We start from the raw sequence: 21,562 nt of genomic DNA on the forward strand, positions 1-21,562 counted from the left end.
GGGACGACGGCGGGGAAGGGTGGTTTCACGGAGGGTGACCGCATCAGCGATCCTCAACTCCAACCTCGGCCGTTTCGTTCCGGTAGCGGGAGCTCCTTTACGTCAGGGGGGCGCCGGGCGCGGCGCCATCATGCCCGATTCGCCGCGCCGCCGCCCTGGCGTCACCGCCGCGACCCGCGGTCGAGCCCGGCCCTGCGCAGGGCATCCGCCAGCGCTCCACCCCCCGCCGGCTCCTCGCGGCGGGTTTGCGGGCGCGGGGCATCGCGGCGGGGCGCGTCGCGGTGGGAGCCGCCCTGCTCCCGCGGCGCCCGGGCGCCGACCTCGTCGTCGAGGCGCAGGGTGAGCGAGATGCGCTTGCGCGGCACGTCGACCTCCAGCACCTTCGCCCGCACCACGTCGCCGGGCTTCACCACCGCCCGCGGGTCCTTCACGAAGGTCTTGGACAGGGCCGAGATGTGGACGAGCCCGTCCTGGTGGACGCCGATATCGACGAAGGCCCCGAAGGCCGCGACGTTGGTCACCACGCCCTCCAGCACCATGCCGGGCTTGAGGTCACTGACGCTCTCGACGCCCTCCTGGAAGGTCGCGGTCTTGAAGGTCGGGCGCGGGTCGCGGCCGGGCTTTTCCAGCTCGGCGATGATGTCGGTGACGGTCGGCAACCCGAAGGTCTCGTCGGTGAAGGTCTTGGGATTGAGACCTTTGAGCACCGTGCCGTTGCCGATCACCGCCTTGATGTCGCTCTTCGTCGCGGCAAGGATGCGGCGCACCACCGGATAGGCCTCCGGGTGCACGCCGGAGGCGTCGAGCGGGTCGTCGCCGTTCTGGATCCGCAGGAAGCCCGCCGACAATTCGAACGCCTTCGGCCCGAGCCCCGCGACCTTCTTCAGGGCGGAGCGGCTGCGGAACGGCCCGTTGGTGTCGCGGTGGCTGACGATGTTCTGCGCCACCCGCTCGCTCAAGCCGGAGACCCGGGCGAGCAGCGGACCGGAGGCGGTGTTGACGTCGACCCCGACGCCGTTCACGCAATCCTCCACCACCGCGTCGAGGGAGCGCGACAGCTTTCCCTCCGCCAGGTCGTGCTGGTACTGGCCGACGCCGATCGCCTTCGGCTCGATCTTCACCAGTTCCGCCAGCGGGTCCTGGAGGCGCCGGGCGATCGAGACCGCGCCGCGCAACGACACGTCGAGCCCCGGCAGTTCCTGGCTGGCATAGGCCGAGGCCGAATAGACCGAGGCGCCGGCCTCCGACACCATGACCTTGGTGAGCTTCAATTCCGGCTGCTTGGCGATCAGCTCGGCGGCGAGGCGGTCAGTCTCGCGGGAGGCGGTGCCGTTGCCGATGGCCACCAGCTCCACCTTGTGCGCCCGGCAGAGCTTCGCCAGCGTCATCAGCGACCCGTTCCAGTCCCGCCGGGGCTCGTGCGGGTAGATCGTGTCCGTCGCCACCACCTTGCCGGTGGCGTCCACCACCGCGACCTTGACGCCGGTGCGGTAGCCCGGATCGAGGCCCAAGGTCGGCCGTGCGCCGGCCGGCGCGGCCAGCAGCAGGTCGCGCAGGTTGCCGGCGAAGACCCGCACGCCCTCGGTCTCCGCCGCCTCCCAGAGGCGCGCGCGCAGGTCGAGCTCGATCGAGAGCTTCAGCTTCGTGCGCCAGGCCCAGCGCACCGCCTCCATCAGCCAGCGGTCGCCGGGCCGGCCACGATCCTGGATTCCGACCGAGAGGGCGATGCGCCCGTCATAGAGGCTCTGCGCATCCACGCCCTCGGGGGCCTCGTCGAGGCGCAGGTCCAGCACCTCCTCCTTCTCGCCCCGGAACAGGGCCAGCACCCGGTGCGAGGGGAGGCGGGTCAGGGGCTCGGAGAAGTCGAAATAGTCGGAGAACTTGGCGCCGGCCTGCTCCTTGCCCTCGCGCACCCGCGAGACCAGCTTGCCGCGGGTCCAGAACGCCTCGCGCAGCTGGCCGACCAGCTCGGCATTCTCGGCGAAGCGCTCGACCAGGATGGCGCGGGCGCCCTCCAGGGCCGCCTCCGGCGTCGCCACGCCCTTGGTCTCGTCGACGAAGGGCGCCGCGGCATTCAGCGGCACCTGATCCGGCCGGGTGAGCAGCGCCTCGGCGAGCGGCCCGAGGCCGGCCTCGCGGGCGATCTGCGCCTTGGTGCGGCGCTTCGGCTTGAACGGCAGGTAGAGGTCCTCGAGCCGCGCCTTGGTGTCGGCGGCGAGGATCTGGCCCTTCAGGGCGTCGTCGAGCTTGCCTTGGGCCCCCACGCTCTCGAGGATCGCGGCGCGGCGCGCCTCCAGCTCGCGCAGGTAGCGCAGGCGCTCCTCGAGGGTGCGCAGCTGCGCGTCGTCGAGGGTGCCGGTCACCTCCTTGCGGTAGCGGGCGATGAACGGCACCGTCGAGCCACCATCCAGCAGCTCCACGGCCGCCTTGACCTGCCATTCCTGCGCGCCGAGTTCGGTGGCGATGCGCTGGGTGATGCTGGACATGGCGACTCCGCGATTCCGGGGCGACGGGGAGGCGTGTCCTTAGAAGGGTTGGGGGCGTCTTGGAAGGGTGGGATGGCGTGGGACGCGTCAGGCGGATGGGGGGCTCGTTGCCGGCGCGATCGTCCTGCGGGCGCGCTTCGTCCAGGCCTCGCGCTCCGCACGGGTGAACAGGGCGCTGGCGGTGACATGGGTCAGCGCCATCATGGGAATGGCCAGCAGGCCGGCGAGGATGAGCGGGTGGTATCCGCCCGCCAGGCGCCAGAGCGGTGCGCCGTCGAGGAGGGCCAGAGCGAAGCTGACCTGAGCACTCACCAGCCAGTCCAGGCGCGTGCCGGCGGAAAAGTTTCGCTCGACAGGCGGCAGCGTGACCGCCAGGACGATGGACGACCATGCCACCGATCCGGCGGCGAGAGGTACGATTGCAGCATCCAGGGTGCCTTCGAGCACGGACCGGATGATGTTGTAGAGGGTGGCGGCGCTGAGCCCTGCCGCGGGCAGCATGAGAAACCGGGGCGTGGCGTCCGCCCGTCCAGGATGCGATCGATCTTCTCTGAGGCTCTTCGACTTGCTCGACGATCTCGAAACTCTCTTCGTTATTCCGGGCTCCGCTCTCGCGGCCCCGGAATGACGAGGCGGGTGTCGATACTGTCGAGAGAATCAAAAACAGGCGCAGAGCGATATCATCCCGCCGTCCTGCCCCAGGGTCAAGACAGCGCCATGCCATACCTGCCGAGACATGCTCTGGAACGAAAACGGGCGGCCGATCCGCGTCGGCCGCCCGCCATCATGGACAGAGATCGAGCGCGCGATCGGGCAGCCCCTCAGCGCACTCCACCCGCCGGCAGCACGCCGGTCGGGGCCGGGATGCGGCGCAGCCGCTCGCGATGGGCGGTGTAGAGGCCGCTGCCGCAGATGACCAGCACGCCGAGACCCATCACGGCGTCCGGGACGGTGCCGAAGAACAGGAAGCCGAGGAGGCCGGCCCAGATGATCTGGCTGTAGGAGAACGGCACCAGGGTCGAGGCCGGGGCATGGCGGTAGGCGATGGTGACGATCCAGTGCCCGGCGGTGGAGATGAAGCCGATCGCGGCGCCGATCGCGACCTGAGTCAGGTTCGGGGTCTCCCAGACGAAGGGCACGATGGCCGACAGGATCAGGAAGCCGACGATGGCCGACCAGGTCATGGTGGTCTGCGGCGCGTCGTAGCCGTTGATCTTGCGGGTCACCACCAGGGCGGCCGCCCAGAACAGGGCCGAGACGATCGGCAGGATCGCCGCGGCCTGGAAGGCGCTGGTGCCCGGCCGCACGATGATGAGGACGCCGACGAGCCCGACCAGCGACGCGATCCAGCGCCGGGCGCCGACCTTCTCGCCGAGCACCGGGATCGACAGGGCGGTGACGAAGATCGGCGACACGAAGGCGATCGCCGTGATCTCGGCCACCGGCAGGGAGCGCAGACCCGCGAGGAACAGCAGGGCGGAGCCGACGAGGGCGACGCCGCGCACCACCTGCAGGCCCGGCCGGGCGCTGCGGAACGGCGAGGCGCCGCGCTTCAGCTGCGCCCGCACCAGGGCGGCGACCAGCATCACGGCGAGGAAGCCGGAATAGCGCAGCCACGCCACCTCGATCCCGGAGAGCTGCCCGGTGAGGTACTTGGCGGTGGCGTCGGAGCTCGACAGGAAGACGGTGGAGACCACCACCAGCACGATGCCGCGCAGCGGCTGGTCGCCGAGCAGGGCCGGCAGGGCCGGGCGGGCGGACGGGGCGGCGACGGGGAGTGTCAGGGTTGCCACGGGGCTAACGGCGGTGCGGGGAAGGGGCCTCGTTCTTAGCACCGCCTCGCCCGGCCAAGCCGTGTCGATTGCGCGCCACGGCCATGCTGCCGGATCAGCCCTAGTTAAGGCGCGCTTTACCCGATCGTGTCGAGGGGGCGGCGACTTGCGAGATCCCGGCCATCATCCTGCCGCAAGCGTTACGGGTGTACCCTGAAAGACTCGTGAACGGATTTCGTCTTCGCCGGAACCGGATCCGGCATTGCGTGTTGTTTCGCCCGCGCAGGGTTGAGAACCCCTGCGCGGGCGAGAAGGCTCAGCAGCAGCGGAAGCCGCCGCGGCCGCCGACCCCGAAGCGGGCGTTCTGGCGCTCGCGGAAGAACTCCGTCGGGGTCATCGGCTGCTGGTCGGGGTGGGTCTTGCGGATATGGGCGACGTAGGTGTCGTAGTTGCCCTGGCCGACCATCAGGCGCGCCCCGTCGCAGACGCAGCGCGTCAGGGTCGCCCAGCGCTCCCGCAAGGATTCCGCCGAACCCATCGTCTCACTCCGCCGCCGCCGGCACCGCCCGCGGATCCGCCTCGACGGCGGTCCAGCGGTCGGCCCGGTAGGCCTTGAGGCAGGCCTTCACGCCGAAGGCGATGATCGCCACCACCACGCCGACGAAGACCAGCGCCAGCACCGCGTCGATGCGGTCGTTGAAGATGATCTGGCGCATCTGGTCGGCGTTCTTGGCCGGGGCCAGCACCTTGCCCTCGGCGAGCGCGGTGGCGTAGCGATCGGCGTGCGCGAGGAAGCCCACCCGCGGATCGGCGGAGAACACCTTCTGCAGGCCGGCGGTCAGGGTGCAGGCGACGAGCCAGAGCGTCGGCACGATGGTGACGAGGGCGTAGCGCTCCCGCTTCATCTTGAAGATGACGACCGTGCAGAGCGTCAGCGCGATGGCCGCCAGCATCTGGTTCGAGATGCCGAAGAGCGGCCACAGGGTGTTCACGCCGCCGAGGGGATCGGTGACGCCCTGGTAGAGGAAGAAGCCCCAGGCCGCGACGCAGAGGCCCGTCGCCACGATGCTCGGGCCCCAGGACGCCGTGTCCTTGAAGGCCGGCACCGCGACGCCGATCAGGTCCTGGAGCATGAAGCGCCCAGCCCGCGTGCCCGCATCGACCGCCGTGAGGATGAACAAAGCCTCGAACAGGATGGCGAAGTGGTACCAGAACGCCATCATCGCCTTGCCGCCGATGACGCTCGAGATGATGTGGGCCATGCCCACCGCCAGCGTCGGCGCGCCGCCGGCGCGCGAGATCACCGAGTGCTCGCCGACATCCGCCGCGGTCTGCTTGATGGTGTCGGCGGTGATCGGGAAGCCCATGGCGGTGACCGCCGCCGAGGCGCTCTCCGGCGTGGTGCCGACGACGGCCGCCGGCGAGTTCATGGTGAAGTACACGCCCGGATCGATGACGCTGGCGGCGACGAGCGCCATCACGGCGACGAACGATTCCATCAGCATGCCGCCATAGCCGATGAAGCGGGCATTGACCTCGTTGTCGATCAGCTTCGGGGTCGTGCCCGAGGAGATCAGGCTGTGGAAGCCCGAGACGGCGCCGCAGGCGATGGTGATGAACAGGAACGGGAACAGCGAGCCCGACCAGACCGGCCCGGTGCCGTCGACGAACTTCGTCACCGCCGGCATCTGGAGATGCGGCGCCAGCACCAGGATGCCGAGCGCCAGGCCGACGATGGTGCCGATCTTGAGGAAGGTCGAGAGGTAGTCGCGCGGGGCGAGCAGCAGCCAGACCGGCAGGATCGAGGCGACGAAGCCGTAAGCAATCAGCATCCAGCACAGCTGCGTGCCGGTGAAGGTGAACATCGCCGCGAGCGACGGGTCCTCGGCGACGTTCTGGCCGAAGATGATCGCGGCCATCAGGAGCACGAAGCCGAGGATCGAGACCTCGCCGATGCGGCCGGGGCGGATCCAGCGCGAATAGACGCCCATCAGGAGCGCGATCGGGATCGTCGCCATCACCGTGAAGGTGCCCCAGGGGCTCTCGGCCAGCGCCTTGACGACGATCAGCGCCAGCACCGCCAGGATGATGACCATGATCAGGAAGGCGCCGAACAGCGCGACGATGCCCGGGATCGTGCCCAGCTCGGCGCGGATCAGCTCGCCGAGCGAGCGGCCGTCGCGCCGCATCGAGACGAACAGCACCATGAAGTCCTGCACGGCGCCGGCCAGCACGACGCCGGCGAGGATCCAGAGCAGGCCCGGCAGGTACCCCATCTGCGCGGCGAGCACCGGGCCGACCAGCGGGCCGGCGCCCGCGATCGCCGCGAAGTGGTGGCCGAACAGCACGTACTTGTCGGTCGGGACGTAATCGAGCCCGTCATTGTGGCGCACGGCCGGGGTCTGCCGGGCCGGGTCGAGCCGCATGATGCGGTCGGCGATATAGAGCGAGTAGTAGCGGTAGGCGATCAGGTAGACCGAGACCGCGGCGACGACGATCCAGAGGGCGTTGATGCTTTCGCCACGCTGCGTCGCCACGACGGCGAGGGCGGCGGCCCCGAGCGCACCCACGAGGGCCCAGGGTCCGTGCTTCCGGACGGCTGTCATAGGGTCTTCCTCCCGGCTTCGCCGCCGGGTCCGGGACATGCGCCGGCGGCTTCCTTCGACCTTCGGGTAATGGAAACGCCGGGGCCTGCCAATGCGGCCCCGAGCCGAGGGTGCCGGGACGGAATTAGACTTTCGTCGTAGGAATGGATGATCCGAGGTTCAGCTTGCGCTCGTCACAGTTGAGCGTCCGCTCTCGTCCTCGTGGAGCCGCGCCGCGGGGCCCGACATGCATGGCCGTTGGCACCGCTGACGGACACGGATCGCATCCGGCTCCGTCCTGAACCATCGGCAGCCGAGATTGCGCTGTCTGGACCGCGATGAGCTCCGGGACGAAGCGGAGGCATGATGGTTCGACCGACCTGACCTTGCATCGGTCATCGAGCGAACCCTCAACTCGACGGCAGGCCTCCCAGGATATGATCGTAATCGAGGTTCGCGGTCTCGATCACGATCTGGGTCCGGCTGATCACGCCGAGCTTGCGCAGGATCTCCGAGACGTGGGCCTTCACGGTGGAGTCGCCGACGCCGAGCTCGTGGGCGATCTGCTTGTTGAGCTTGCCCTGGCGGATCATCAGCAGCACGCGCACCTGCTGCGGGGTCAGCTCGGCGATGCGCTCGGCGATCGGCGCCTTGCCGGGCTTGCGGCCGGGAATCTCGGCCGGGCCGCTCGCGCCCTCGGGCACGAACACCGCACCGTTGAGCACGTCGGTGATGGCGCGGATCAGCACCGGCTTCCCGGCGGCCTTGGGCACGAAGCCGGCGGCGCCGTGGGCGAGCGCCTCGCGCACGATGCGCGGATCGTCGAGGCCCGAGACGACCAGCACCGGGATGCGCGGGAAGCGCGTACGGATGGCGATCAGCCCGTCGAAGCCGTTCACGCCCTGCATGGTGAGGTCGAGCAGGGTCAGGTCGATCGAGCGCCCGCGGGACAAGGCCGCGCAGGCGCTCTCGATGCCGTCCGCCTCCTCGACCTCGGCGGCCGGGAAGGCGAGGCGCACCGCGCTGCTCAAGGCATCGCGGAACAGCGGGTGATCGTCGACGATGATCAGGTGCATGTCCGACCCCTCCGCGACGGGCGTCGGCGCTCCGTCCGGCCGTGGAAGAGACACCCCAGGGGCCGGACTGGTCAATCCCACCATCGCAGCGGATCACCCTTATTCACCGCGCGCTGCCTCGCGGCCCGCGCACTCGCAGATCGGGCTCAGCAAAGCTGCCGCACCCTTAAGTCGAAAGAAGTGTTATCACGCGAACACACCAGCAGCCACCATGCTTTGGTATAGAGCGGCGGCGAAGATCCCGCGCTCTGCACCTTGGTCCAATAGTGGGCGCCGGCAGCCCGGTCCTATCGTCGCCCGACCTCGGCGGCCGAAGGACCTCCTCACCGCGGAGTGGGTGGGAGCGGAGCGTGGCATCTGGCGGCCGCGTCGCGTGGGGCGACGCGGCCGCTGATCGCGGGGGCGATCGCCCATCCGCTCCCCAGCGCAGGCGTGGCCGCCGCACCGGCCGCGCCTGCGCACCTCTTTTCTACGCAGTGGCAGGATGTTCGGGAGCCGATACCGGTTGCCGTTGCCAGTTGCTCCCCCTCGCCGCATAATGCGGGCAATGCCGCGACGGAAGCGGTATGACGGGAGGGAAACCTTGGCGCGAGGACACTCTGCGCAGGGCACGCGCACGCGCTCGCATCGCTGTGGGATCCAGACGGCCTGGACCGAGGCCGCCGGGGCCGAGGCCGCCGTGGCGGCGCTCGCCGCCTCCCTCGACGTCACCCGCATCGCCCACCTCGTCATCTTCTTCTCGCCGGTCTACGGGGTCGAGGCGCTGAACGCCGCCCTGTCGCGCGCCTTCCCGGGCGTGCGGGTCGCCGGCTGCACCTCCTCGGGCGAGATCAGCCCGATGGCCGGGCTCGACCGCGGCCTCGTGGCGATCGCCTTCCCGCACGAGGGATTCCGCATCGCCTCGACGGTGCTGGAAGCGGTCGACAACCTCGATGCGGAGCGGGCCGCCGCCTCGATCCGCGCCCTGCGCTGCGCCCACGAGCGGATCTCCCGCGGCGGGCAGCGCTTCGCGATCTCGCTCATCGACGGCCTCGCCAATGCCGAGGAGACGGTGATCGCCGCGATCGGCTACGGCCTCGACGGGGTGCCCCTCGTCGGCGGCTCCGCGGGGGACGAGCTGACCTTCTCCGAGACGGCGCTGGTCCATGACGGGCGCGTGCATCGCCGGGCCGCGATCCTGCTGCTGATCGAGTCCGACTTCCCCGTCGAGATCTTCAAGAACGACAATTTCGAGCCGACCGGCGTCAAGTTCGTGGTCACCGAGACCGACCACGAGCAGCGCACCGTCCGCGAGCTGAACGCGGAGCCGGCCGCGGTCGAGTACGCCAACGCGCTGGGTCTCGATCCCGACGCGCTCACCCCGACGAGCTTCGCCGCGCATCCGCTCGTCGTGCGGGTGGGCGGCGACTATTTCTGCCGCTCGATCCGCCACCTCAACCCGGACCAGTCGCTGAGCTTCCACTGCGCCATCGAGAGCGGCGTGGTGCTGACGCTCGCGCGCCAGAAGGACCTGGTCGAGGCGACCCGCGAGGAACTGGCCCGGCTCGACGCGCGCCTCGGCGGCGTCGACCTGGTGATCGGCTTCGAATGCGTGCTGCGCCGCCTCGACGCCGAGATCCACCAGGCCCGCCACAGCATCGCCGAGCTCTACCGGCACTACAACGTCGTCGGCTTCGAGACCTATGGCGAGCAGTACCGCTCGATGCACCTGAACCAGACCTTCACGGGCATCGCCATCGGCCGGCCCGCCGGCCCGTGAGCGGGACCGAAACGGGGGCGTGCGAGGACGTCGCGGCCCTCCACCGCCGCATCGTCAAGCTGGAGCGCATCAACGCCGCCCTGATGTCCCAGGTCGAGCGGACGATGGACCAGCGCGGCAGCGCCTACTCGCTGTTCCAGACCGCCATCACCCTCGAGGGCCAGGTCCGCTCCCGCACCGAGGAGCTGACGGCGCTGATGCGCAGCCTCGAGCGCTCGAACCAGGACCTCACCGCGGCGAAGGAGGAGGCCGAGCGGGCCAACCGCTCGAAGACCCGCTTCCTCGCCGCCGCGAGCCACGACCTGCTCCAGCCCCTCAACGCCGCGCGGCTGTCGATCTCCGCGCTGGCCGAGATGCGGATGGGGCCGGAAGCCCGCGTCGTCGTCGGCCAGGTCGAGCGCGGGCTGCAGACCATCGAGGACCTGATCAAGACCCTGCTCGACATCTCGAAGCTCGATGCCGGGCTGATCCAGCCGGTGGTGCGGCCGGTGCGCGTCGCCGACGTGCTGGAGAGCATCGAGGCGAGCTTCGGGCCGCTCGCCGCCCGCAAGGGCCTGCGCCTCTCGGTGCGCGGGGGGCGGACCTGGGTGGCGAGCGACCTCGTGCTGCTCCAGCGCATCCTGCAAAATCTCGTCTCGAACGCGATCCGCTACACCGCCGCCGGCGGCGTGCTGGTGGCGGCGCGCAAGCGTGGGCCTGAGATCCGGATCGACGTGGTCGATTCCGGCTCCGGCATCCCGGAGGACGAGCAGGATCTGATCTTCGAGGAGTTCCACCGCGGCGGGCGCGAGAGCGTCGACGGCGAGATCGCGCTGGGCCTCGGCCTCTCGATCGTGCGCCGCTCGGCCCAGGCCCTCGGCCACCACCTGAGCCTCGAATCCCGGGTCGGCCACGGCTCGCGCTTCAGCCTACACCTCGATCCATGCGCCCCCGAGCCGCCCCGGCCCACCCCTTCGCTCGTGCCGCCGACGAGCCTGACCGGCGCCCGCATCGCGCTGATCGAGAACGACAAGGCGGCGTTGGAAGCCCTGGCGCGGCTCTTCCACGGCTGGGACGCCAACGCCTTCGCGGCGCGCGACCATCTGAGCCTGGTGCGGCTGCTCGGCACCACCTGGAGCCCCGACGTGGTCGTGGCCGATTTCCACCTCGACGGCGGCGCCTGCGGCCTCGACACCGTGGAATGGCTGCGCTCCGTCCACGGCCACGACATCCCGGCGGTCATCACCACCGCCGACCACTCCTCGGAGGTCGAGGCCCGGGTGCGGGCGGCGCGCTGCGAACTGGTGCACAAGCCCTTGAAGCCGGCCCAGCTGCGGGCGCTGCTCGCCCATCTGCTGAGCCGGGGGTGAGGCTCACGCCCCGGGGCGCGTCACGCCGTCCAGCACCTGAACGGCGCCGTCGATCGCCTCGCGCATCGCGGCCTCGTCCCAATGCACGCGGGCGAGCACGTAGCCGCCCTCGACGACGGCGATCAGGACCGCTGCGAGGGCCGGGGGCTCGATCCCGGGCGCGAGGAGGCCTGCGGCGGCGGCCTCCTCCAGGCTCGCGCGCAAGCAGGCCTGGATGCGCCCGAGATAGGCCGCGACCGGCGCGCGCAGGACCGGTTCCTCCATGGCGGATTCGTTGGCCAGGCGCCCGAGGCGGCAGCCGCGCAGGGCCTGCCGCTCCCGGGTGAGATAGGCCCGGACGCGCTCGAGGGGCGGAGTACCGGGCGTAAACAGCGCGTCGATCACCGCGATCTCCTCCTCGGCCATCTCGGTCAGCGCCGCGGCCGCCACCTCCCTCTTGCCGGGAAAGTGATGGTAGAGGCTGCCCTGGCCGGCGCCGCTCAGCGCCAGCACGTCCCGCGGGCTCGTCGCCTCGTAGCCGCGCTCCCAGAGCAACGTCTTCGTCGCCGCGACGATCGCCTCGCGCTTCGATGATCCTGGCCGTGCCAAAGCTGCGTCTCTCGCCTGTGATGCGCTGTCCGGCAGAGCGATCGAAGCGCGGGACCCGCTCTCCAGGCGATGCCGGGCTTGCCAGAGATCCTTGCCCGGTATCGCAGCAAGGTGTGGGAGAGGGGAGACCTGCGCCGTTCTCGTCCGCGAACAGCCCTGCGTCGGAGGCGGTATGCCGCGGCGCGGCCCGTCCGGCCAGACCTCAGGTGCCCGCCAGATGCGGCGGGGCCACGTCCGCGTAGGTCGCGAGCCCATGGCCGAAGGACCAGTTCTCCCGGGCGATCTCGACCAGGGTCACGAGCACGTCCTCCGGACGGATCCCGATCCCGCCGAGATTCGCCGCGATCGCCGCGAACAGCGCCTTCTTCTGCGCGACGCTGCGCCCGGTCGAGAGATGGACCTGGATCATCACCAGATCGTCGGTGCGGGCGATGCCGAGATAGAGGGGGTCGTAGATCACGTCGTCGAAGAGGTGCGACACGACCTGGAACCGGTCGTCGGGCGGGATGCCGATGCTGTCGACGAGCGCGGCGTGGACGGCGTCGGCGATGACGCGCCGCTCCGGTGCGGGGCGTTCGCGCTTCAGGGTGATGGTGACCAGGGGCATGGACGGATCTCCAGGGCTGCCCGAGCAGCCGCGATCCTTTTACTGTACCTACTGGTATGTATGGAATTGCGGCGTGCGCATTCCGGCCCTGCGCCACACTCAGCGCTCCAGGAACAGCGTTTCGGTCTCGTGCCGCTCCTGCCAGCCATGGCGCACCAGTTCCGGGTCGGCATGCTCCTCCGCCGGGTAGCCGACGCAGAGATAGGCGATGAGCCGCCAGGCCGGCGGCACGTCGAGGGCGGCCGCGACTTCCTCGGGGCACAGGATCGAGACCCAGCCGGCGCCGAGGCCGTGACTGCGCGCCGCGAGCCAGAAGGTGTGGATGGCGGTGACGACGGAGTAGCGCAGCATCTCCGGCATGGTGGCGCGGCCGAGGCCGTGGCCCGCCCCCGTCGCCTCGTCGCAGAATACCGCGAGATGCACCGGCGCCTCGCGCAGGCCCGCGAGCTTGAGGCTGCGATAGGCGCTCGCGCGCGCGTCGTCGTAGGCCGCCGCCGCCGCTGCGTTGCAGCGGCCGAAGCTCGCCGTCACGGCCGCGCGCCGCTCAGGATCCGAGACCCGCACGAAGCGCCAGGGCTGGCTGTTGCCGACCGAGGGGCTGAGGCAGGCGAGCGCCAGGCTCTTCCGCAGCGCTTCCTCCGGCACCGGATCGGGGCGGAAGCGCCGCACGTCGCGGCGCCAGGCGACCAGCTCCGCGAAGCGGGCCCGGAACGCCTCCCCGAATTCCGGCCCGCTCATCTCTGGGCCAGATCCCCGAGCAGGCTCGCCGCCACCGAGACCTTCGACACCGTGAGGCCCGAGGCGGCGATGGCCGCGACCGCGGTGCGGATGCGGGCGAGCGAGGCGCCGCGGGCCTGGCTCCAGGCTTCGACCGCGGCGGCTCCTTCCGCCTCGAAGGCGGCGGCTTCGGCGGTGAGAGCCCGGTGGGCCGAGGCGATGCCCGCGACCGCGCGCTCCAGCGCGATCCGGTCGAAGGTGTCGGAGACCGGCACCGCCCGGGCGGCGGCCGAGAGGGCGTTGAGGCGGAACAGGTCGGCCAACGCGAAATGGGTCGCGGCGATCGCCGCCGGCGGGCGTCCGGTCGCCTCGGCGACCTGGACGATGTCGGGCGCAGCCCCCAACTCGCTCAAGGAGGCGAGGCGGGAGGCCAGGGCGTCCGGCACGCCGTGATCGACGAGAGCCCGGATGCGCCGGGCCAGCGCCTCGGCGGCGGCCGGGGGGAGGGCACCCGGCAGGGCCCTCGAGACCGCCGCGATGCCGTCGCGGTAGCGCTGAACCGCCGCCTCGATGCCGCCGGGGGCCGCCTCGCCGTTGCGGATGAACCAGACCATGCGCTGGCGCAGCAGGTCCTGCAGTTCGGCATAGAGGGCGAGCTGCTGCTCGCCGCCGATCGCGCCGTCGAGCCCGTCCACCGCCTTGTTGAGGTCGATCAGCCCGAAGGCGTCGCGGGTCACCGCATAGGCGGCGGCGATCGAAGGCGCCTCGGCGCCGGTCTCGTCGGAGAGGCGGCTGACGATGGTGGGGCCGCCGCGATTGACGATGGCGTTGGCCAGGCTGGTGGCGATGATCTCCCGGCGCAGGCGGTGGCCCTGCACCGCGTCGGGGTAGCGGGCGACCAGGACCGGCGGGAAGGAGCGCTCGAGCTCCCGGGCGAGGTAGGGATCGTCGGGCACCGCGCTGTCGAGGAGCGCGTCCTTGAGCGAGAGCTTGGCGTAGGCGAGCAGCACCGCCAGTTCCGGCCGGGTCAGGCCCTCGCCGCCCTGCGCCCGCTCGGCGAGGCCCGCATCCGACGGCAGGAACTCGACGCTCCGGTCGAGGCGCCCGTCGGCCTCCAGCGTCTGCATCAGCCGGGCGGCGAAGCCGGTCTCGGTCGCGGCGGAGAGCTGGGCCAGCGAAAGGGCGAGGGTCTGGAGCTGGTTGTTCCTCAGCACCAGGTCGGCCACCGCCTCGGTCATGCCCGAGAGGAGGGCGTTGCGGCTCTCCGGGCTCAGGCGCCCGTCGCGCTCGGGCGTGGCCAGCGCGATCTTGATGTTCACCTCGACATCCGAGGTGTTGACCCCGGCCGAGTTGTCGATCGCGTCGGTATTGAGGCGCACGCCGCGGCGGGCGGCCTCGATCCGGCCGCGCTGGGTGAGTCCCAGATTCGCGCCCTCGCCGACGACCCGGGCGCGCAGCTCAGACCCGGTGATGCGGATCGCGTCGTTCGCGCGGTCGCCGGCCTCGTCGTCGCTCTCGGAGGCGGCGCGCACATAGGTGCCGATGCCGCCGAACCACAGGAGGTCGACGGGGGCTCGCAGGATCGCCTGCATCACCTCCGCGGGCGTCGCCTCCGCCCGGTCGATTCCGAGGCGGGCGCGAACCTGCGGCGACAGCGGCACCGTCTTGGCCTGTCGCGAGAAGACCCCGCCGCCGGCCGAGATCTTCTGCCGGTCGTAATCGGCCCAGGACGAGCGGGGGAGGTCGAACAGGCGTCGACGCTCGGCGAAGGCGGTGGCCGGATCGGGATCGGGATCGAGGAAGATGTCGCGGTGGTCGAAGGCCGCGACGAGCTTCAGGCAGCGCGACAAGAGCATGCCGTTGCCGAACACGTCGCCGGACATGTCGCCGACGCCCGCCACGGTGACCGGCTCGGCCTGGATGTCGATATCGACCTCGCGGAAGTGACGCTTCACCGCCTCCCAGGCGCCGCGGGCGGTGATCCCCATCTGCTTGTGGTCGTAGCCCTGGCTGCCGCCCGACGCGAAGGCGTCGCCGAGCCAGTGATGCGCCTCGAGCGAGAGGGCGTTGGCGACGTCCGAGAAGGTGGCCGTGCCCTTGTCGGCGGCCACCACCAGGTAGGCGTCGTCCTCGTCGTGCCGCACGGTGGCGGGAGGCGGCAGGATCTTGCCGTCGACGATGTTGTCGGTGAGCGAGAGGAGCGTGCGGATGAAGATCCGGTAGCTCTCGGTGCCCTCCTGCATCCAGGCCTGGCGGTCGGACGGCGGCGGCAGGCGCTTGGGGAAGAAGCCGCCCTTGGCGCCGACCGGCACGATCACGGCGTTCTTGACCTGCTGCGCCTTGACGAGGCCGAGCACCTCGGTGCGGAAATCCTCCGGCCGGTCCGACCAGCGCAGGCCGCCCCGGGCGATGTAGCCGAAGCGCAGATGTACGCCCTCGACGCGCGGCGAGTAGACGAAGATCTCGAAGAGCGGCCGGGGCAGCGGCATGCCGTCGACCTTCGCGCAGCGGAACTTGAACGCGATCGTCTCCGGCGGCAGGCCGTTGCGGCCGAGCTGGAAGAAGTTCGTGCGCTGCGCGGCTTCCACCAGGTTGACGAAGCGGCGCAGGATGCGGTCCTCGTCGAGGCTGGTGACCCCGGCCAGATCGGCCTCGATCTCGGCCCGCACCGCCTCCTGGGCCGCGTCCCGGTCGCCGTCGGGGCGCGGATCGAAGCGGGCGTAGAACAGCGCCACCAGCCGCCGGGCGAGGGCGGGATGGCGCGACAGGGTCGCCGCCAGGTAATCCTGGCCGTAGCGGATGCGCAGCTGGCGCAGGTAGCGGCCGAGCGCCCGCACCAGGGCGACGTCGCGCCAGCCGAGCCCGGCCTCCAGCACCAGGCGGTTGTAGGCGTCGGATTCGGCGAGGTCGCGGGCGAGCGCCAGGAGCGCCGCCTCGACCTGGCCTTCGACCGCCGCCACGTCGATCGGGCCGCCGCCGGCGCGCTCCAGCACCATGTCGTGCAGCCAGACCCGGGCGCCGGCGCCTTCGGGCTTGAGGCGGTAGGAGCGCTCCTCGATGACCCGGAAGCCGATATTCTCCAGCACCGGCACCCGCTCGGAGAGCGGCAGGGCGGCGCCGCGGGAGAAGAGCTTCAGGCCGATCCGGGTCTCGGGGTCGCCCGGCCGGCGGAAGAGATCGACCGCCCGGGGCTGCGCTTCCGAGATCCGCTCCAGGATGGCGATGTCCGGCAGCGCCTGGGCCCCGGCATACATCTCGCGGTAGCCCGCCGGGAAGGCCTCGGCATAGACAGCGGCGAGCCCGCGGGCGTCGCCGCCGCGGGCCTGGCCCAGGGCCTCGCGTAAGGAATCGGCCCAGGTGCGGGCGAGCTCGGCGATTCCGGCTTCGAGCGCGCCTGCGTCGATCTCCTCGGGCGGGCTGCCCTGCGTCGCCACGATGACGTGGAGGCGGGCGAGCGGGCCTTCCGGATAGTCGGGCGTGATGGTCGAGAGACGACCGCCCAGCGCCTCGGCGAGGTAGGCGCCGATCCGGGCCTGGAGCCGGGCGTCGGTGCGGTCCTTCGGCAGGTAGGCGATCAGCGAGACGAAGCGGCCGAACTTGTCGGGCCGGGCCAGCACCCGCACCCGCGGCCGGTCGGCGAGGGAGACGATGGCAAGGGCGAAGCGCAGCAGCAGGTCGGGCTCGATCTGGAAGAGATCGTCGCGCGGATAGGTCTCGAGCACGTGGACGAGGGAGCGTCCGGCGTGGCTCGTCGGGTCGAGGCCGGCACGGCTGAGCACCGCCGCGACCTTGCGGCGGAGATACGGCACCTCCTCGGCCCGGCTCGCATAGGCGCTGCCGGTGAACAGGCCGACGAGGCGCAATTCGCCCGACAGGCTTCCGTCGCCGGTGAACAGCTTGATCGCCACCATGTCGAGATGCGCCTGCCGGCGCACCCGCGAGCGCAGGCTCGCCTTGGTGACGAGAAGGGCTTCCGGCCCTTCCAGGAAGGCGCGGATCTCCGGCGTCACCGCCACCATGGCGTCGCCGCGGCGCAAGACCTCGATGGCGGGATCGCGCAGGAGGCCGAGTCCGCTCCCCGACACCCCGGCATGGTCGGCCCCGCCGGCGTCGCGGTACTCGCGCAGGCCCAGCAGCACGAAATGCCCGTCGCGCAGCCAGTCGAGGAAGGCGCGGGCCTCCGCCATCTCCTCGGCCGCGAGGGGACCGTCCGCCGCGCCGTAGGCGGCGGCCGCCTCCGCCAGGCGCTCCACCATGGGCACGTGATCGGCCGCGGTCACGGCGACGTCGGCATAGATCCGGGCCAGGCTGGCGGCGAGCGTCGCGCGGGCCGCCTTGTCGTCGATGCGGTCGAGATGGACGTGGATGAAGCTCTCGCGGGCCAGCTTCCCGGCATCGGCGCTGGTCTCCTGCGCCGTCGTCTCGCCGACGACCCGCACCAGGGCGCCCTCTCCGTCGCGCTCGACACCGAGGATCGGGTGGGCGACGAGGCGGGGCTGGTAGCCGCGCGCGACCAGTTCGGCCAGGGTCGAGTCGAGCAGGAACGGCCGGTTGGCGTTGACCGCCTCCAGCACCGTGAGGTCGCGCCGTCGCCCGCCCTGCTCCACCTCGATGTCCGAGAGGCGCACCGCGCTGATCGTGCGGCCGGGCCGTGCGGCGGCGAGATGCGCCCGGGCGGCCAGGGCCAGATCGGCCAGGGCCTCGGGCGGGTAGGCGGTCAGGTCCTCCGGCGCGACGCGGCCGAAGAGGTCGCGGACGAAGCCGCCGGGTCCGCCCCTGTCCTCGGCCAGCGCCGCCGCGGCGGCGATCAGATCGGTGCGGCTGGCCTTCGCTTCGGGGGTCGCGGTCGCGGTCGAGGGTTCCACGTCTGCTCATCCTCTGCCGAGGTTGGTCAGCGGAGCGGTGGCACAGCGGCCGGACCCCCGCAAGCCCGACCTCGCGCTGCGGATGCAAACTGCCTATAGCTCGCGCATGATGAAGGGGAGGGCAGCGGCATGAGCGGTGCGAAGAAGGCCGGGACCAAGGCGGGGACCAGGCCGGAGGTGGGTGAGCGGCCGGCGCCGCAGGAGACCGGGGGCACGGTGATGGCCCTCGACCTCGCGCCGTCGCCGGACCTGTCGCCGGAGATGCAGGCCTACTTCGACAAGTGCCGGGAGAAGATCGGCTTCGTGCCGAACGTGCTGCTCGCCTACGCCCACGACAGTGCCAAGCTCGAGGCCTTCGCGGCGCTCTACAACGACCTGATGCTGGCGCCCTCCGGCCTGTCGAAGCTGGAGCGCGAGATGATCGCCGTCGCGGTCTCGAGCGTGAATCGCTGCTATTACTGCCTCACCGCGCACGGCGCTGCGGTGCGCAGCCTCTCGGGCGACCCGGTGCTGGGCGAGATGATGGCGATGAACTACCGCGCCGCCGACCTCTCGCCCCGCCACCGCGCCATGCTCGACTTCGCGGTCGCCCTCACCGAGGCGCCCTGGACCATCGAGGAGGAGGATCGGGAGGCCCTGCGCGATGCCGGCTTCTCCGAGCGCGACCTGTGGGACATCTCGGCGGTGGCGAGCTTCTTCAACATGTCGAACCGCATGGCCTCCGCCGTCGACATGCGCCCGAACCGCGCCTATCACGGCGAGGCTCGCGGCCTGCCCGAGCCGGGGGACGCCTGACCGGTCACCCGGTTGCCGCATTGTCGGCCTAGAGCGCCCGGCGAGGCATGGGGCCGGTGGCATGGGGGGCCGACAGCCTCCTGCGGCGCCGGCCGGACGGGAGCACAGGATGGCGTACCAGATGAAGTCGGCGCTCGAGGTCCAGCTGGACGTGCTCGGGGCTCTCATGCTGCGCGACATCCGCACCCGCTTCGGGGGCACGATGTGGGGCTACGGCATCGCCGTCGGATGGCCCTGCGCCCACATCCTGGTCATCACCGCCATCTACGTGGTCCGGCACATGCCCACTCCGATCGGCGACAGCATCGTGCTGTTCGCCGTGTCCGGTTTGTCGCCCTACATCGTTCTGAACTATATGTCGCGAAAGATGATGGAGGGGCCGCTGCAAAACAGGCAGCTCATCTATTTTCCACAAGTAAAATTTTTCGATGTCGTGATATCGCGGGCTCTCGTAGAAATTTGCACAAGCAGCCTAAGTATTTCATTGGTGTTCTTTATCGCAATGTGCTTTGGTGCGGATGTCGTGCCTCGGGATCCGTTCGCGTTCTGTGAAAGCATGGTGCTCGCGCTCTTGTTCGCGATGTCCATGGGATTCATGCACGTTTTCATTTCACAAATTTTCCCGCCCTGGCAGATCGGCGTCATCGTTCCGACGCTCATCATGTATTTTACGAGCGGCGCGATCTTCGTGACCGAGGCGATGCCGGCGGTCATCTACGAATATGTGCAGTGGAACCCGCTCATGCACATCGTGAAGGTGTGCCGGTCCGCCTTCTACCCGGGCTATGGTGCGGACGCGTCGATCCAGTACGTGCTGATCGTCAGCGGAACGCTGGCCTTGACCGGTCTTCTGGGCATCCGCTTCGTGGTGCCGCGCTTCCTCAACTGATCCGGGCCGCCTGCGCCAGGGGCCGAGGCGCGGGGCCGGTCCCTGCGCCGGCACGGCATTTCAGGCCGGTCCGGCCTTGCGCGGATGAGATGTGCCGGGGGCACCCGGCCTTTCTCGGCAGGGCTCTTCTGGGCCAGCGCCCGCTCGCCGTCGCCGGAGATGGGTTCGGTCTTTTCGGGAGAGGGGCCGCCCTCCGGCGTCGCGCAGGCTTAGGGGCTGCTCGCACGGCAGGACGTGCCTGCGCCATAGCCCAGACACCCCGCTTCGCTTGGTGCGTCAGGGCAAGATCTCGCGTCGTTCAGGCGAGTCGGAGTGTCCGATATGTCAGGAAGGAGATCGGGGGTTTTCCCTCTCGCGCCGCGCGCGCCCGGAGAAAACAGGACCCCGGCTGAGAAGGATCCGGAACATCCTGCAAGGCAGGATGGTGCGGCCGAGAGGACTCGAACCTCCACTGGTTGCCCAACTAGCACCTCAAGCTAGCGCGTCTACCAATTCCGCCACGGCCGCGGAGAGTGCCGGACATCAAAATGCGGTCCAGCTCATATGAAACACACGAATGAATCTGGCGCAGAGATCACAGAACGGATCAACGCGTCGGCAACCTCGCTCGACTACCTGACCTGACGAGGATCAGGCCGGCAACGCCGAGTTCAGTCTCCATCCCATCCCGCGGCGGTCCATGACCTTGCAGGATGGATGGTGCGGCCGAGAGGACTCGAACCTCCACTGGTTGCCCAACTAGCACCTCAAGCTAGCGCGTCTACCAATTCCGCCACGGCCGCGGAAGGCTTCGTCTCGCCGAGAGCGGCGGGGCGGGGGTGAGACCCGTCCGAAGCGAGGCTGCGAATACCAGTCCCCTCCCGGGGACGCAAGCACCCCGATGCGGATCTGGCAAACATTCTCGCCTAGAGGGCGTCCGACAGGGCGCCCAGCAGGGCGGCGCCGCCGTCGCCGATGCGGATGCCGGGCTCGCGCACCACCTCGGCCTTGCGGATCAGCTCCGTGACCTCCACGGAGATGCGGTTGCCCGTGACCACGATCTGCCCGCGGGCGATCGGGTGGTTGTTGGCGAGGATCTCGACCATATCCGTGTCGGTGGAATCGAGCTCGATCACCGCGCCGCGGCCCATGCGCAGCAGCATATGGATCGGCATCCGGGTCCGCCCGAGCACGACCGCGAGGTCCACCTTGAGAATGTCGAGTACCGCCAACGGACGCACCCACCCTGACCACGAGACGATGCCCGAACAATCCGATATTATGGTGAAGCCTTGGTAAACGACCGGCTCGGAACCGCCCCGGGCAGCCTCCTGCCCGCGCCCGGGAGCCCCCCTGTCGAATGGGTGGTCCGCGATGCGCTCCTCGACTACCGCGAAGCCGAGGCGGCGATGGAGGCGCGGGCGGCGGCCATCGCGGAGGGGCGTGCGCTGGAGCGCGTCTGGCTCGTCGAGCATCCGCCGCTCTACACCGCCGGCACCTCGGCGAAGGAGGCCGACCTCGTGGCGCCGGAGCGCTTCCCGGTCCACCGCACCGGCCGGGGCGGGCAATACACCTATCACGGCCCGGGGCAGCGGGTGGCCTACGTGATGCTCGACCTCAACCGGCGGCGGCCGGACCTGCGCGCCTACGTCGCCGCCCTGGAAGCCTGGCTCATCGCGACGCTGGACGCCTTCACGGTGCGGGGCGAGCGCCGGGAGGACCGGGTCGGCGTCTGGGTGCGACGGCCCGAGAAGGGGCCGGGCGTCGAGGACAAGATCGCGGCGATCGGCATCCGGGTGCGCCGCTGGGCGACGTTCCACGGCATCAGCCTGAACGTCGAGCCGGACCTGTCGCACTTCTCCGGCATCGTGCCGTGCGGCGTGCGCGAGCACGGCATCACCAGCCTGGTCGATCTCGGTCGGCCCGTGACCCTGCCGGAGGTCGACGCCGTGCTGCGGGCCCGCTTCGAGGCGATCTTCGGACCGACGGTGCTGGTCGACGACGATGAGCGGAGCTAGTCCGGACGGCGCCCGGCGGTACGGTTTCCACGCTGCCCGGACTTGCTCTAGAGTGGCGGGAGAGACCGCGGCGACGA

16 protein-coding genes and 2 tRNA genes are annotated in these 21,562 nt (G+C 70.5%); 5 read left to right on the plus strand and 13 right to left on the minus strand.

Annotated elements, in window-relative coordinates:
• Window positions 1-161: 161 nt before the first annotated feature.
• The 6 genes from VQ03_RS02755 to VQ03_RS02780 all read right to left on the minus strand — a co-directional run bounded on the left by VQ03_RS02755 (window position 162) and on the right by VQ03_RS02780 (window position 7,919).
• On the minus strand, window positions 162-2,486 hold the full coding sequence (locus VQ03_RS02755) for a Tex family protein (RefSeq protein WP_048449332.1): 2,325 nt from the start codon (window positions 2,484-2,486) through the stop codon (window positions 162-164).
• Between the two features lie 87 nt (window positions 2,487-2,573).
• Entirely contained in the window at window positions 2,574-2,987 is a 414-nt protein-coding gene (locus VQ03_RS02760) for a hypothetical protein (RefSeq protein WP_048449333.1), read from the minus strand.
• A gap of 320 nt (window positions 2,988-3,307) precedes the next feature.
• Complete coding sequence (locus tag VQ03_RS02765) at window positions 3,308-4,279, minus strand: DMT family transporter (protein ID WP_048449334.1); 972 nt, start codon at window positions 4,277-4,279, stop codon at window positions 3,308-3,310.
• A 295-nt stretch (window positions 4,280-4,574) separates the two neighbouring features.
• Window positions 4,575-4,796, minus strand: a complete 222-nt coding sequence (locus VQ03_RS02770) for a YbdD/YjiX family protein (protein WP_048449335.1) — start codon at window positions 4,794-4,796, stop codon at window positions 4,575-4,577.
• 4 nt (window positions 4,797-4,800) lie between these two features.
• The gene (locus VQ03_RS02775) at window positions 4,801-6,864 is read right to left on the minus strand and encodes a carbon starvation CstA family protein (RefSeq protein ID WP_048449336.1); all 2,064 of its coding nucleotides are present in this window, start codon (window positions 6,862-6,864) and stop codon (window positions 4,801-4,803) included.
• Between the two features lie 389 nt (window positions 6,865-7,253).
• Complete coding sequence (locus VQ03_RS02780; RefSeq protein ID WP_157063925.1) at window positions 7,254-7,919, minus strand: response regulator; 666 nt, start codon at window positions 7,917-7,919, stop codon at window positions 7,254-7,256.
• A 583-nt stretch (window positions 7,920-8,502) separates the two neighbouring features.
• On the opposite strand from VQ03_RS02780, the gene VQ03_RS02785 reads away from it, so the two are divergent.
• Window positions 8,503-9,678, plus strand: a complete 1,176-nt coding sequence (locus tag VQ03_RS02785; protein ID WP_245291939.1) for an FIST N-terminal domain-containing protein — start codon at window positions 8,503-8,505, stop codon at window positions 9,676-9,678.
• A gap of 83 nt (window positions 9,679-9,761) precedes the next feature.
• Entirely contained in the window at window positions 9,762-11,027 is a 1,266-nt protein-coding gene (locus VQ03_RS02790; protein WP_083467743.1) for an ATP-binding response regulator, read from the plus strand.
• Window positions 11,028-11,030: 3 nt separating this feature from the next.
• Here VQ03_RS02790 and VQ03_RS31460 read toward each other — a convergent pair whose 3' ends face one another.
• The 4 genes from VQ03_RS31460 to VQ03_RS02810 all read right to left on the minus strand — a co-directional run bounded on the left by VQ03_RS31460 (window position 11,031) and on the right by VQ03_RS02810 (window position 17,804).
• On the minus strand, window positions 11,031-11,615 hold the full coding sequence (locus VQ03_RS31460; RefSeq protein ID WP_048449340.1) for a TetR/AcrR family transcriptional regulator: 585 nt from the start codon (window positions 11,613-11,615) through the stop codon (window positions 11,031-11,033).
• Between the two features lie 202 nt (window positions 11,616-11,817).
• Window positions 11,818-12,222: a tautomerase family protein gene (locus tag VQ03_RS02800; RefSeq protein WP_048449341.1), complete on the minus strand. Its 405-nt coding sequence runs from the start codon at window positions 12,220-12,222 to the stop codon at window positions 11,818-11,820.
• 99 nt (window positions 12,223-12,321) lie between these two features.
• Complete coding sequence (gene bluB, locus VQ03_RS02805; protein WP_048449342.1) at window positions 12,322-12,960, minus strand: 5,6-dimethylbenzimidazole synthase; 639 nt, start codon at window positions 12,958-12,960, stop codon at window positions 12,322-12,324.
• Window positions 12,957-17,804, minus strand: coding sequence for an NAD-glutamate dehydrogenase (locus VQ03_RS02810; protein WP_048449343.1), 4,848 nt, complete (start codon window positions 17,802-17,804; stop codon window positions 12,957-12,959). The genes bluB and VQ03_RS02810 overlap by 4 nt, the downstream gene beginning before the upstream one ends.
• Window positions 17,805-17,933: 129 nt before the next feature.
• On the opposite strand from VQ03_RS02810, the gene VQ03_RS02815 reads away from it, so the two are divergent.
• A complete protein-coding gene (locus tag VQ03_RS02815; RefSeq protein ID WP_048449344.1) occupies window positions 17,934-18,599 on the plus strand; it encodes a peroxidase-related enzyme in 666 nt (221 codons plus the stop codon).
• A 109-nt stretch (window positions 18,600-18,708) separates the two neighbouring features.
• Window positions 18,709-19,488 carry an ABC transporter permease gene (locus VQ03_RS02820; protein WP_048449345.1) on the plus strand — a complete coding sequence of 260 codons (780 nt, stop codon included), beginning with the start codon at window positions 18,709-18,711 and terminating at the stop codon, window positions 19,486-19,488.
• Between the two features lie 422 nt (window positions 19,489-19,910).
• Here the strand turns inward: VQ03_RS02820 and VQ03_RS02825 are convergent.
• The 3 genes from VQ03_RS02825 to VQ03_RS02835 all read right to left on the minus strand — a co-directional run bounded on the left by VQ03_RS02825 (window position 19,911) and on the right by VQ03_RS02835 (window position 20,699).
• Window positions 19,911-19,995: transfer RNA gene (locus tag VQ03_RS02825), tRNA-Leu, on the minus strand.
• A 190-nt stretch (window positions 19,996-20,185) separates the two neighbouring features.
• A tRNA-Leu gene (locus VQ03_RS02830) sits at window positions 20,186-20,270 on the minus strand.
• A gap of 123 nt (window positions 20,271-20,393) precedes the next feature.
• A complete protein-coding gene (locus tag VQ03_RS02835; RefSeq protein WP_048449395.1) occupies window positions 20,394-20,699 on the minus strand; it encodes a FliM/FliN family flagellar motor switch protein in 306 nt (101 codons plus the stop codon).
• Between the two features lie 60 nt (window positions 20,700-20,759).
• On the opposite strand from VQ03_RS02835, the gene lipB reads away from it, so the two are divergent.
• Window positions 20,760-21,485: a lipoyl(octanoyl) transferase LipB gene (lipB, locus tag VQ03_RS02840; RefSeq protein WP_048449346.1), complete on the plus strand. Its 726-nt coding sequence runs from the start codon at window positions 20,760-20,762 to the stop codon at window positions 21,483-21,485.
• Window positions 21,486-21,562: the final 77 nt, after the last annotated feature.

Origin of the sequence: Methylobacterium tarhaniae, assembly GCF_001043955.1 — a bacterium.
GTDB lineage: Bacteria > Pseudomonadota > Alphaproteobacteria > Rhizobiales > Beijerinckiaceae > Methylobacterium > Methylobacterium tarhaniae.